General features: G+C 70.9%; 13 protein-coding genes. 1 reads left to right on the top strand and 12 read right to left on the bottom strand.

All coding sequences use genetic code 11. The annotated features are described in order from the left end of the window. From OP79_RS24865 to OP79_RS56445, 8 genes are all read right to left on the bottom strand, one after another. Positions 1 to 297 (bottom strand): (2Fe-2S)-binding protein (locus OP79_RS24865; protein ID WP_033322983.1); only part of this gene is annotated, 297 nt, incomplete at its 3' end. 124 nt (positions 298 to 421) lie between these two features. Beyond that, positions 422 to 1402: a ribokinase gene (gene rbsK, locus OP79_RS24860; RefSeq protein WP_078491989.1), complete on the bottom strand. Its 981-nt coding sequence runs from the start codon at positions 1400 to 1402 to the stop codon at positions 422 to 424. A gap of 174 nt (positions 1403 to 1576) precedes the next feature. Then, positions 1577 to 1933 (bottom strand): cupin domain-containing protein, encoded by a 357-nt coding sequence (locus OP79_RS24855; RefSeq protein WP_051744890.1) that lies wholly within the window; start codon positions 1931 to 1933, stop codon positions 1577 to 1579. Beyond that, complete coding sequence (locus OP79_RS24850) at positions 1930 to 2703, bottom strand: HpcH/HpaI aldolase family protein (protein ID WP_033322981.1); 774 nt, start codon at positions 2701 to 2703, stop codon at positions 1930 to 1932. The genes OP79_RS24855 and OP79_RS24850 overlap by 4 nt, the downstream gene beginning before the upstream one ends. A gap of 28 nt (positions 2704 to 2731) precedes the next feature. Beyond that, on the bottom strand, positions 2732 to 3895 hold the full coding sequence (locus tag OP79_RS24845; protein WP_033322979.1) for an amidohydrolase family protein: 1164 nt from the start codon (positions 3893 to 3895) through the stop codon (positions 2732 to 2734). Between the two features lie 27 nt (positions 3896 to 3922). Next, a complete protein-coding gene (locus OP79_RS24840; protein WP_051744889.1) occupies positions 3923 to 4783 on the bottom strand; it encodes a fumarylacetoacetate hydrolase family protein in 861 nt (286 codons plus the stop codon). 181 nt (positions 4784 to 4964) lie between these two features. Beyond that, positions 4965 to 5360 carry a nuclear transport factor 2 family protein gene (locus OP79_RS56450; protein WP_051744888.1) on the bottom strand — a complete coding sequence of 132 codons (396 nt, stop codon included), beginning with the start codon at positions 5358 to 5360 and terminating at the stop codon, positions 4965 to 4967. Beyond that, the gene (locus OP79_RS56445) at positions 5345 to 5797 is read right to left on the bottom strand and encodes a VOC family protein (RefSeq protein ID WP_033322977.1); all 453 of its coding nucleotides are present in this window, start codon (positions 5795 to 5797) and stop codon (positions 5345 to 5347) included. Before OP79_RS56445 ends, OP79_RS56450 begins: the two co-directional genes overlap by 16 nt. 189 nt (positions 5798 to 5986) lie before the next feature. On the opposite strand from OP79_RS56445, the gene OP79_RS24825 reads away from it, so the two are divergent. After that, complete coding sequence (locus OP79_RS24825; RefSeq protein ID WP_033322975.1) at positions 5987 to 7021, top strand: aldo/keto reductase; 1035 nt, start codon at positions 5987 to 5989, stop codon at positions 7019 to 7021. Between the two features lie 125 nt (positions 7022 to 7146). Here OP79_RS24825 and OP79_RS24820 read toward each other — a convergent pair whose 3' ends face one another. Genes OP79_RS24820 through OP79_RS24805 form a run of 4 tightly spaced genes read right to left on the bottom strand, consistent with a single transcriptional unit; the run spans position 7147 to position 11918 of the window. After that, a complete protein-coding gene (locus tag OP79_RS24820; RefSeq protein WP_033322974.1) occupies positions 7147 to 8061 on the bottom strand; it encodes an ABC transporter permease in 915 nt (304 codons plus the stop codon). Then, positions 8058 to 9236, bottom strand: coding sequence for an ABC transporter permease (locus tag OP79_RS24815; RefSeq protein ID WP_063741987.1), 1179 nt, complete (start codon positions 9234 to 9236; stop codon positions 8058 to 8060). The genes OP79_RS24820 and OP79_RS24815 overlap by 4 nt, the downstream gene beginning before the upstream one ends. After that, entirely contained in the window at positions 9233 to 10789 is a 1557-nt protein-coding gene (locus tag OP79_RS24810; RefSeq protein WP_033322972.1) for an ABC transporter ATP-binding protein, read from the bottom strand. Before OP79_RS24810 ends, OP79_RS24815 begins: the two co-directional genes overlap by 4 nt. Before the next feature lie 34 nt (positions 10790 to 10823). Beyond that, complete coding sequence (locus tag OP79_RS24805) at positions 10824 to 11918, bottom strand: BMP family ABC transporter substrate-binding protein (RefSeq protein WP_033322970.1); 1095 nt, start codon at positions 11916 to 11918, stop codon at positions 10824 to 10826. Positions 11919 to 11921: the final 3 nt, after the last annotated feature.

Raw genomic sequence — 11921 nt, 5'->3', positions numbered from 1 at the left:
GAGATCGAGGAACGCCTGCTGTACGGGGTGCAGTTGCTCGCCCTCGGCGACGCCTTCGATGGTGGTGATCTCGCGCCCCTCGGCGGCCACCGCGAGCTGAAGGCAGGCCACAGTCCGGCGACCATCGAGCAGAACGGTGCAGGCACCGCACTGCCCCTGGTCGCAGCCCTTCTTGGTGCCGGTCAGATCGAGGCGCTCACGCAGGACGTCGAGCACGGTGGTGCGGTGGTCGACGCACAGCGCGTACCTCTCGCCGTTGATGTCCAAGGTGACGGCGCTGGTCGTCGATGGGGCCATGATCAGCCTTCTTTCACGGATCCGGAGTGTCGGGGGGCGATCTGGCCGGCAGAAGAGTCCGGAGTCAGGAGGCGTATCCGGGGGGTGGCCGGCGGGTCCCGCGAAGAGGGTCCGAGGTCGACGTTCAGGAGAGGTGTTTCGCCTGCTTCATCCGCGCCTGTGCCTGCCGCCTTGCCGCGTCCGGTGCTTGATGTGTTGGGGGGCCCTTGTGTGCCTGCGCGGCGAGTTCGTCGATCTCGGTGCGGTACGGCATGGCGGCCGAGGCCCCCGGCCGCTGGACGGAGAGCGCGGCCGCGGCCGATGCCCAGGCGAGCGCGTCCGGCATCGGCCGGCCCTCACCGAGCGCCAAGGAAAGGGTGCCCACGAACGTGTCACCTGCGCCGGTCGAGTCCACGGCGGTCACGTGCGGCGCGGGGACTGTGATCTTCTCGGCGCCCCGGGCGGCGTAGAGACTGCCCGCCGAGCCCAGTGTGATCACCACCTCCCGTACCTGGTCCAGCAGGGCGTCTGCCGCCTGGTACGGGTCGCCGATGCCGGTGAGCGCGGCGGCCTCGTGCTCGTTCGGTATGAGGAGGTCGGTGGCGGCGAGCAGCCCGGCGGGCAGGGGCTGGGCGGGCGAGGGAGTCAGGACGGTGCGTACGCCGTGCCGACGCGCGGCCTCCGCAGCGGCCAGGACTCCCTCCACAGGGATCTCCAGCTGGAGCAGCAGACAGTCCGCGAGCGCGATGAGAGCCTCGTCGCCGGGGGTGAGGGCGGTGACGGTGCCGTTGGCGCCGGGGATGACGACGATCGCGTTGCCACCCTCGTCGTCGACGACGATGTGTGCGGTACCGGAGGGGCCTTCTGTGGTGCGTAGCAGGCCGGTGTGCACGCCCGACTCCTCGAGCGCGGCCCGCAACCGGGTGCCGAAGGCGTCGGCGCCCACCGCCCCGATCATCGACACCGTGCCGCCCGCGCGGGCCGCGGCCACCGCCTGGTTGGCGCCCTTGCCGCCCGGGACCGTACGGAACTCGCGTCCGTTGACGGTCTCTCCGCGCTGCGGGGCCTTGTCGACGTACGCGACGAGGTCCATGTTCGTGCTTCCGAGCACGACGATGCGGGTCATGGGTGACAGGCCTCCCGGTAGGTGACTCGGGTGTGGGTGAGCTGGGCGGACGTGTCGAAGCCGATGCCGTCGAAAACCCGGCGACGGATGTGGCGGGGCGGTTGGTGAGCGGGTCGATCCGTCCCGGCATCGGTTACCGCACGCCCCGGGTGCCGCAGCAAGCCGGCCCTTCGGTCAGGGAAGCAGGTCGGCCCGCGGCGGGACGAAGAAGTCGATGTTCACGCAGGGGGCCTCGGTCGGCTCCACGTAGTGCTCGCTGCCGCGGGGAACCAGCAGGAACGACCCCGCACGCATGTCGTGCGCGACACCGTCCACGTAGTAGTTCGCACGCCCTTCGGCGATATGGACCAGCTGGTCGAAGTCCTCGTGCCGGTGCGGGTTGAGCGTCATACCGACGTCGAGTTCGTGGTGGCAGATCATCATCTCGTCCGTCGCGTAGACGCGACGCCGGACTCCCGGACGCACCTGGGTCACCGGCAGCTCGTCCCAGTTGAGGACGGTGTGGAACAGCGCCGCGTTGCGTGTGGTCACTGGTTTTCCTCTCCGGCGGCCGCGCGCAGGGCGGCCGCCAACATCTGCAGGTCCGAGCCGACGACCAGGTAGTCGGCGTCACTCAGGCCCAGGTCCGCTGCGGCACCCCGGGCCGGCACCCAGCCGCCGAACGCCACCGCCGCCGAGCGGGCGGCCTCGCGCACGCGGTCCACCGCGGCGCGCAGCACCTCCGGGTCAGCCGGCAGGCCCAGGTCGACGGCGAGGTCGGTACTGCCGACGAAGCACACGTCGAGGGCGGCGACCAGATCCGGCAGAGGATCGGTCACCGCCGTCTCGATCTGGCCCACCAGCACCGGCGGGTCGTCCTCCTCGGCGCGGAGGAAGGCGGCCAGCGGGAGTGCGCCGAAGCGGGCGGCCCGGTTGGCCAGGCTGACCGAGCGGCGGCCGGCGGGCGCGAACCGGGTCGCCGCCACGAGTGCCTCGGCCTGGGCGACGCGGGTGAGCATGGACAGCTGGATCCCCACCGCCCCGGCCTCCAGCAGCCGGTTGACGACGGCGGCGTCCACCTCGGGAACCCGGACCAGGGCCGGCAGGCCGCACGCGTGCGCGTGGCGCACCAGGTCGACGGCGTTCTGCTCGGTGAGGGTGGAGTGTTCGAGGTCGACGACCACGAACGCGAACCCTGCCGCCGCGGCCAGTTCCACCACGTCGGGCGACGCCAGCTTGACGAACGTACCGACGGCGGGTCGCCCGGTGGCCAGGACCGCGCGCAGTCGGCGCCGCAGCAGGTGGACGTCACCGACGCTCATCGTGTCCTCCCCTGGACGGGCGGGCGTGTCACGCCGCCGGCAGACCGCGCCACGGCACGATGTCGACCTCGGCGCCGCCGTGCAGCACGACGGTCGGCTCCAGGCGCGGCGCGACGATCGTGTTGCCCGCGGCGTCGGGCAGGGTGACCTCGTCGGTCCAGGTGACGACCGTGACATCGGCCCGCCCGCCGACCGCCAGGCGCCCGTAGCCCTCGGTGTCGAGCCCGAGCAGCTGTGCGGGGGCGACGGTGGCCCGCCGGATGCACTCCTCCAGCGGCGCGCCGAGCGCGACCAGCTTGGAGATGCTGGTGAGCAGGTCGAACACCGGGCCGCGCCAGTTGCGGGCGCTGGTGTCGGAGCTGAGGATGTCGGGCAGGAATCCGTCGGCGATCGCCCGGCGCGCCACCTCGAAGCTGAGGTTGCTCTTGCCGTGGGCGGAGTCGAACAGCACGCCGCGCTCGCGGGCCGCCATGACTGCGGGGTGCACCTGGTCGCCGTCGAGGATGCCGTTCGGCTTGCCGGTGTAGCAGTGCGCCACGATGTCGCCGGGGCGCAGGTAGTCCAGGACGACGGGCACCGGCTCCTCGGTCTCGCCGATGTGCACCATCAGCGGGAGGGACGCCTGTTCGGCCAGCGCCACGGACTTCTTCAGCAGCGACTCCCAGTTCTCGCCGACGACGTCCTCGGACAGGCGGATCTTGAAGCCGCGCACGATGTCGGGGTGGGCCTCGGCGGTCGCGAGCGCGTCCTCGGGGACCAGGGTGTCGGGGTTGAGCAGCTCGCCGAACCTGAAGTCGATCAGGCCGAGCACCGAGACGTTGAGGAAGTTGACGATGCGCAGCGGGTTCGCCTCGACCACCAGCTTGCGGAAGGCCGCGAACGTGGAGGCGCCGGCCGTGCCGGCGTCCGCCGCGGCGACGACACCGCGCCGCAGGTGGGCCTCCTCGGCGGGGGCGCCGACGGCGGAGACGTACTGGAAGATGTGGGTGTGGCCCTCGACGAGGCCCGGCAACACGGTGGAGCCGGTGACGTCGATCGTGCGGGCCGCGCCCGCCGCCAGCCCTTCCCCGATCGCGGCGATGCGGTCACCGGTGACCGCCACGTCGAGCCGGGCGTGGGTGCCCGACGCCGGATCGATGACGGTGCCGCCGGCCAGGACGAGGTCGTAGGACGACGGGGAGGAGTTGGGCATCGGTGTGTGCTCCAGGGTGAGGGGCGGTCAGCTGACCGGTTCGGTCAGCCGGTGGTCGTGCGGTGAGGCGTCCGTGGGACGCACGATGTGGGTGACGAGGGACAGCACGCCGTCCACCTCGACCCGTACCTCGTCGCCGTCGGCAAGGAAGCACGCGCGGTCCTGGCCGGTGCCGGCCGGGGTTCCGGTGAGGACGACGTCGCCGGGTTCGAGGGCGGTGAACCACGACAGCCGGCTGAGCAGGTCGGTGACCGCGAAGATCATCCCGGTGCTCGTGTCGTCCTGTACGAGTTCGCCGTTGACCCGGGTCCGTACGCGGATGGCGTCGCGGTCGGCGAGGTCGTCGGGGGTGCAGATCGAGGCGCCGAGCGGCGTGAACCCTGGGAAGCTCTTGGCGAGGGCCGGCACCGCCGTGGTGCGCATGACGTCACGTGCCGTCATGTCGTTGGCCGCGGTGATGCCGGCGATCGCGGGCCAGATCTCCGACTCGGACGCCTGGTACAGCCGGCGCCCGACGACGACCGCGATCTCCCCTTCGTAGTCGGGTTCGGTCGCGGCGCGCGGGATCACCGCCTGCGCGCCGGGTGCCAGGACGCCGGACGACGCGGCCAGGTACAGGATCGGCTGCTCGGGCAGTCCCCGGCCGGCCCGGGCCGCCTTCGACACGTAGTTGAGTCCGACACCCCACACCGCGCGGGGACGGCCCAGCGGCGCCAACAGCGTGGCCTGGTCGAGCGGGATCCGCCGACGCACCGCGCAGGACGCCAGGCCCTGCAGCGAGCCGTCCTGCTCGAGGACCGCGCCGACGTGCGGAAAAGCCGTGTCCAGCAGGGCGATGGCCCCGTCCTCGATCCGGCCCAGGCCGACCTGTGTTGTTACCAGTCGCATGACGGCATCTTTCAATGCGAGACGGCACAGTGTCAAGCGATACGAGATGGCGTCATGCGAAGCGATATGGATGTTCGGGGTGCGCATAGGTCGACACCCCGTCCGCACGAGGGGTGGACGGGGTGTCATGGGATGATTCGGGGCTGTCGGCCGGGTGATTCGGGGCCGTCGGCCGGGGGTGTCACGCGAGCTGCCGCTGCACCTCGCCGCTGTCCCAGTAGTCCGTGCGGCGCGTGATGAGGCCGCCGGCGACGGTGAACATGAAGACGCCGCGCACGCGTACGGGGCGGTCGCCCGCCGAACGCATCCGGAACGTCATGACGTACGGCACCGCGGCCGACTCGCCGTCGACCAGGATGCACTCGGGGACGTAGTGCAGGTCCCCGAAGTTCTCGAGGAACCCGGTCAGCGCGGCGCGGTACTCGGCGCGACCCCTGCGGCTCTGTCCCGTCGACGACGTGTGCTCGTTGACGAAGTCCTCGGCCACGCAGGCGGCCACGGCGTCAGCGTCGTGCGCGTTCAGCGCCGCGAGGTAGGTCTCGACGGCGGCGCGGGTGTCCTTCAGGACGAACCCCACTTCGCCCGGACCGAGTCGAACACCCGCTGGTCGTGGGAGATCTCGACGACGTTGCCGTCGGGATCCTTCAGAGCGCAGATGTAGCCGACGGGCTCGGGCATCTGCCGGGGCTCCCAGTGCAGGCAGCCGAGCTCGCGGGCCCGGTCCGCGAGCGCGTCGACGTCCTCCCGCGTCGGCACCTCGATGCCGAGGTGCGCGAACGGGTGCAGCAGGCCCAGCTGATTGCCCTTGTCCTTGTTGAACGACACCAGGACGAGCACGAACGGCGTCTCGGCCTGCTGGTCGTTGGAGAGCCAGACGCTCTCGCCGTCGGCGTCCTTGAACCGCTCGACCACGACCAGCGGAGTCAGTGTGGTGTAGAACGCGATCGCCTTGTCGAGATCGCCGGTCGGCAGCGCGACGTGAGTCCAGCGTGCCGAGGTGAGACCGGTGGCCACGGTACCTCCATGGTGAGTGGTTCGGATTTCTTTTGAGCCTAGGTGCGCCCGCACTCGCGGGTCGATGTGCTGCGGACACAACACGCAGGCCAGGGATGCTGGCCCCGCGCGACATCGGATTCCGGCCTGCCGCCGTGCGAGCCTGCGAGAAGACAGCGACAGGGCGTCCGCTGGGAGACGAGGGCAAGCGTGCACTACCGGATTCTGGGTGGGACGGGCATCGAGGTGAGTCAGCTGTGCCTGGGGTCGATGATGTTCGGCGCCTGGGGCAACACCGACGAGGCGGAGTGCCACCGCATGGTGGCGACGGCGCTGGACGCCGGGGTCAACATCATCGACACCGCCGACGTGTACGCCTTCGGCGAGTCGGAGGAGATCATCGGCCGGGCGCTGAAGGGACGGCGCGACGACGTCGTCCTGGTGTCGAAGGTCGCGAGCCGGATGCCCGCCGGCCCGCTCGACCGCAACCGGGGCGGCACCTCCCGGCTGTGGATCACACGTGCCGTGGAGGACAGCCTGCGACGGCTCGGGACGGACCACCTGGACGTGTACCTCGTCCACCGCCCGGATCCCCACACCGACGTCGAGGAGACCCTCGGTGCGCTCAGCGACCTGGTGCGGGCGGGCAAGGTGCGGGCGATCGGCACCTCGAGCTTCCCGGCCGAGGAGATCGTGGAGGCACAGTGGGCGGCGCGGCGCGGTGGCCGCGAGCGGTTCACCGTGGAGCAGCTGTCGTATTCGATCCTCGCCCGGCACGCGGAGGCCGCGGCTCTGCCCACCGCGCAACGGCACCGTATGGGCGTCATGGTCTGGAGCCCTCTCAACGGCGGCTGGCTGACGGGCAAGTACCGGGCCGGTGCCGAAGCTGCGGCGGACTCGCGCGCGCTGCGAAACAGCGACCACTTCGACTTCGCCGACGAGCAGATGCGCGAGCGCAAGCTCGCCGTCGTCGAGGAACTCGTGCGCTTGGCCGCCGATGAGGGCTGCACACTCGTCGAGCTGGCGCTGCGGTTCGTGCTCGCCCATCCCGGCGTCACCTCGGCCGTGATGGGCGCGCGCACCCACGACCAGCTCCTGTCGCAGCTCACCGCGGTGGACCGGCCGCTGTCGGCCGAGGCGCTGGACCGGATCGACGCACTCGTCGCGCCGGGCAGCGTGCTCAACCCGCTCGACGTCGGTTACACGCCGCCGGCGCTGGAGACCGCGGCGCTGCGCCGCCGCTGACGGCGGGGTCGCGCACCCACGACGGGCCGACGCCGGGCGGCGACACCGGCGTACCTGTACCCGTACCCGGATGCCGGCCCCGCGTCTTCGCGGAGCCGGCGTCCGTGCTCGCCGGGTCCCGGCCGTCACGTCGACCCGCGCTCGAAGGGCCGGCCGAGTGCGCCGGGCTCCCGGTGCTGAGTGGTGAACAGCAGCATGGCCAGGAGGGCCAGCAGATACGGGGCCGCGACGAGCAGCTGGGCGTTGAGGGTGACGCCGAGCGCCGGGAGCGCCAGGCGCATCGCGTCGGAGAGACCGAACACCAAACAGCCGAGCATGGTCCGGCCGAGCCGCCACGCCCCGAAGATCACCGCTGCGATGACGATGTATCCGCGCCCGGCGGTCATGTTCTGGTTGAACGATCCGACTTCGCCGACCGCGAGGTACGCGCCACCGAGACCGGCCAGTGCGCCGCACCACAGCAGAGCCTGTCGGCGCCGCACGTTCACCTTGATGCCCGTGACGTCGGCGGCCTGCGGGTTCTCCCCCACCGCCCGCAGTTCCAGACCCCAGCGGCTGCGCTCCACCAACCACCAGGTGAGCGGCACCAGCAGGATCAGCAGGAAGGCGGGCCAGCGTTCGGAGAACAGCGGCTTGCCGATGAGCGGGATGTCCTGCAGCAGCGGGATCGACAGCATCCCGACCTGGTGCGAGACGAACTCGTTCGTCGTGATCAGGTAGCTCGTCAGCCCGAGCACCAGCGCGTTCAGCACAAGGCCGACGACGAAGGTGTTGATCTGCGCCCGGTGGGAGAAGTTGCCGTGCACGAAGCCGAGGACGAGGCCGGTCATGACGCCGGCCACGAGGCCGGCGGTGGCGCTGCCGGTCGCGCTGGCGGTGGCGATGGAGGTGAACGCGGCGCCGAGCATCATCGCCTCGACGGAGATGTTCATGGTGCCGGCGCGCTCGGCCACGTACTCACCGCAGGCGGCGAACGCCAGGGGCACGGTCAGCCGGACACCGCTGGCGAGAATGGTGGTGGTGCTGTCCAGAACGCTCACGCGGCTGCCTTCACCTTGGTCGGGACGACGGACAGGTCGGGCACCGCCTGCGGGGTGGCACCGCGACGCCTGCTGAAGAGATCGATGAGTACGGGCGGGGCGACGAACGCGAGGACCAGCAGTGCTTTGACGACATCGACGAGGTAGTACGGCACGCCCGTGGCCGAGAGGAAATCGCCGCCCGCACGCAGCACGGCGAACACCAGCGACACCGGGATCGCGACCAGGGGCCGGTTGCGTGCGACGAGCGCGACGAGCAGGCCGTCCCAGCCGAAGTTGTCCGAGAGCCCGGCCTGCAGGCGGTTGGTGCCGACCGGGCTGACCAGCAACAATCCGCCGGCCAGCCCGGCGAAGGCGCCGGACAGTGCCAGGGTGAAACCGCCGAGCGCGGCCACCCGCACACCGGTGTGCTTGGCCGTCAGCGGATTCAGTCCGAGCATGCGCACCCGAAAGCCCCACCGGCTGCGGGTGAGGATCACAGCGACGCCGGCCGCAGCGATGAGGGCGATGAACAGGCCAATGTTCCACCGCACCGATGGGTACTGCCCGAAGCCGCCGAGCTGGGCGTTGGCCGGCAGGGGGTTGGACGCCGCGTCGGCGATGCCCGAGGAGCCCTGCGCGCTCTCCTGCAGCCAGGGCGTGCTGACCGCGAACGTGACGAGCTGGATGGCGAGGAACGTCATCAGCAGGGTGCTCACCGGAACGTTGACGCCGCGCAGGCGGAGCATCAGAGCGCTGAGCGCGGCCCAGGCGCCACCGCCGACCGCCGCGGCGATCAGCACCACGACGACCAGCATCGGGCCGGGCAGGGCCAGCCGCAGCCCGACCCAGGCTCCGATCAGGCCGCCGATGAGGACCTGCCCCTCCTGGCCGATGTTGAAGGTTCCGGCCGACGCGCAGATGCACGCACCGACCGCGACCAGCAGCAGAGGCGCCGCGTTGAGCAGCGTCGTCGTCCATCCCGTGGCGTCGGCCAGACTCCCGGTCCATATCGCGTCCGCCGAAGCACTCGGCGAACCACCGGTCAGCACGAGCAGCAGCGCGGAGGCGCCCGCGGCGACGGCGACCAGCATGGCGGTCAGGCCCGCCGTCATCCAGCCACCGCGCCCGGGCCGAAGCCGGGCGAGGAAGCGCCGGGCGAGGTCGTCCCCGTTCGTCAGGGAGGCGGCACTCATGCGGCCTCACCGCCGACCAGCATGCCCAGTCGCTCGGGGGTCGCCTCCGAGACGGGGAGTGCTCCGGTGATCCGCCCGGACGAGATCACCGCGATCCAGGTCGCAAGGGCCATGACTTCCTCGAGTTCGGTGGAGATGAGCAGCACTCCGACGCCTTCCGCGGCGGCCTGGCGCAGCCGGGCGTACATGTCCTCGATGGCGCCGACGTCCAGCCCGTGGGTGGGCTGCGCCGCTACCAGGACGCTGGTGTGACCGGACAGTTCCCGGGCGAGCACGACGCGCTGCTGGTTGCCTCCGGACAGGCTGCGCACCGGCGCGTCGAGCGAGGGAGCGATGATGTTGAACTCGTCGGCGAGGCGACGGGCCTCGGCGAGCATCGCGCGTCGGCGCATCAGGAACCGGCCGCTGAGTTTGTCGAGCGACTTCATCGTCAGGTTTTCGGTGACACTCATGTCCAGGACGACGCCGCTTTGGTGGCGGTCCTCCGGCACGATGCCCAGACCGGCCTTCCCGAGCGCGCCGGGCCGACTCACGTCGACCCGGCGCCCGGCGACCTCGACGGTGCCGGCAGTCGGCACGAGCAGCCCGGCCAGGACCTCGCCGAGCACCGCCTGGCCGCTGCCCTCAACGCCGTAGAGGGCGCAGATCTCGCCCTCGCCCACGGTCAGATCGACTCCTTCGAGAACCTTCACCCCGCCTTTTTCGACGGTGAGTCCGGCGAGGCGCAGGACGGGCGGCTGCCGGTCGTGCGCCCCGCCTTCGGCAGTACGTGTCTTCTGCACCGGCAGCAGGCCGAGGGCGGCGGCCTCGTCGTGCAGCGACACGTCCCGGCCCACCATCTGGCGGGCCAGTTCCGGCGCCGTGGTCTCGGCGGTGACCGCCCGGAACGCGACCCGGCCCTTACGCAGGACCGTCACCCGGTCGGTGGCCTGCACGATCTCGGCGAGCTTGTGGCTGATGAGGATGACAGCGCGCCCCTCCTCCTGCACCACCCGGCCGAGCACGGCGAACAGTTCCTGCGACTCGGCCTGGGTCAGCACCGAGGTGGGCTCGTCCAGGATCAGGATCTGAGGGTTGCGCCGCAGACACTTGACCACTTCGACGCGCTGCCGCTCGCCCGCCGAGAGCGCATCGACGCGCGCCTCGGGGTCGACCGGCAGCCCGTACCGTGCGGCGACCTCGGCGATGTCCGCGCAGATGGCCTGCTTGTTCACCGCGCCGGTGTCGCCGAGCGCGACGTTCTCCCACACGGTGAGCCCGCTGATGAGGCTGAAATGCTGGTGCACCATGCCGATGCCCAGCTCGGCCGCTTCCTGCGGGCTGTCCAGCGCGACCTGTTCACCGCGCACCAGAACGGTGCCGGCGTCGCGTCGGATCAGCCCGAGCAGGACCTTCATGAGACTGGACTTGCCCGCCCCGTTCTCGCCCAGGAGACCGTGGATCTCGCCGGCGTCGACGGTGAGGTCCACGGCGTCGCAGGCCGTGACGGACCCGTAGGACTTGGTGATGCCACGCAGCTCGAGGATCCGAGCCGCTGAGGTCGTCGGTGTCATCGCGTGTGAATCTCCTGGGTCGGTGTCGGCACGGTCAGCCGAGGCGCTTGACCTCGGCCTCAGGGTCGATCTCCTTGCTGCCGATCTTCTTCATGAACTCCGCCAGCTGCTGGTCCTCGTCGCCCTGGCCCTTGCAGATCTTGACGGTCGGGTAGGGGTCGACGCCCAGCTGCCACACGCGCGGCGTGCCCATCTTCAGGTCGTCCTTGGCGAAGTCCTCCAGCGCGGCGCGGAAGTAGTCACCCGGGCTGAAGATCACCGAGATGTCGAACTTCGGGCTGGTCGAGTCGCACCGGTCGGTGCCCGGGGTGAGGGTCAGCACCCCCTTGGCGTTCGCCACCTGCGCCGCGGCGTCGGTCGCGCCCCCGAGGTAGGGGTAGATGACCTTGGCACCCTGGCTGATCTGGGCCTGGATGGCCTCCTTGGCCTTCGCCGAGTCGTTGAAGTCACCGGTGTAGGTGCTCACCAGGGTGGCCTTGGGGACAACCTCCCGGATCCCGGCCAGGAAGGCCTTGGCTCCCAGGACACTGAAGTCGGCCTTGATGCCGGTGACGAACCCGGCCTTGGTGTAGCCGGCCGCCTTCATCTTCAGGCCCGCGGCGTAGCCGGCGGCGAGCATCGACTGGTTGGGGTTGTCGGAGGACAGCATGATCCGCGGGGTCTGGTCGATGTTCGCCGACGACGGCACGTACCACGCGGTCTTGGCGCAGACCGGCTCCTCGGAGGCCGGGATGGCGGCCTTGAGCTCGCTGGCGGCGAGCGCGACCATGTCGACCTTCTGCTGGCACAGCGCGCGTGCGGCACTGAGCGCGTCGCTCGCGGGCACGCTGCCGCGCTTGATGACCGTCCAGCCCTTTTCCTTGGCGAAGGCGTCGGCCGAGTCGACGAAACTCTCGTAGTAGCCGCGGTCGTTGATGTCGCCGGGGCTGAGGACACCTATGACGACCTTGCCGTCACCGTTGACGTCGGGCTCGTTGAGGCCCGAGCCGCCGGTGCCGCTCGCCGCGGGGGTCGTCTTGGCTGCCGTCGCCTCGTTGCTGGCGCAGCCGGAGAGCGCGAGGGCTCCGGTGAGGGCGAGGGCGAGGCCGAGCGGGGCCCTGCCACGCCGAAGCGAGCTTCTTGCGGTCATGTG

The sequence above is a fragment of the Streptomyces yerevanensis genome, from assembly GCF_000716805.1.
Classification (GTDB): domain Bacteria; phylum Actinomycetota; class Actinomycetes; order Streptomycetales; family Streptomycetaceae; genus Streptomyces; species Streptomyces flaveus.
The sequence above is the reverse complement of the archived record's forward strand: the minus strand, read 5'-3'. Positions and strand labels throughout refer to the sequence as shown.

Excerpts from the sequence above, each read along its gene's own strand:
- OP79_RS24815 (WP_063741987.1), bottom strand. The coding sequence starts at position 9,236 with ATGAGTGCCGCCTCCCTGACGAACGGGGACGACCTCGCCCGGCGCTTC.
- OP79_RS24850 (WP_033322981.1), bottom strand. The coding sequence starts at position 2,703 with ATGAGCGTCGGTGACGTCCACCTGCTGCGGCGCCGACTGCGCGCGGTC.
- OP79_RS24840 (WP_051744889.1), bottom strand. The coding sequence starts at position 4,783 with ATGCGACTGGTAACAACACAGGTCGGCCTGGGCCGGATCGAGGACGGG.
- OP79_RS24845 (WP_033322979.1), bottom strand. The coding sequence starts at position 3,895 with ATGCCCAACTCCTCCCCGTCGTCCTACGACCTCGTCCTGGCCGGCGGC.
- OP79_RS24805 (WP_033322970.1), bottom strand. The coding sequence starts at position 11,918 with ATGACCGCAAGAAGCTCGCTTCGGCGTGGCAGGGCCCCGCTCGGCCTC.
- OP79_RS24810 (WP_033322972.1), bottom strand. The coding sequence starts at position 10,789 with ATGACACCGACGACCTCAGCGGCTCGGATCCTCGAGCTGCGTGGCATC.
- rbsK (WP_078491989.1), bottom strand. The coding sequence starts at position 1,402 with ATGACCCGCATCGTCGTGCTCGGAAGCACGAACATGGACCTCGTCGCG.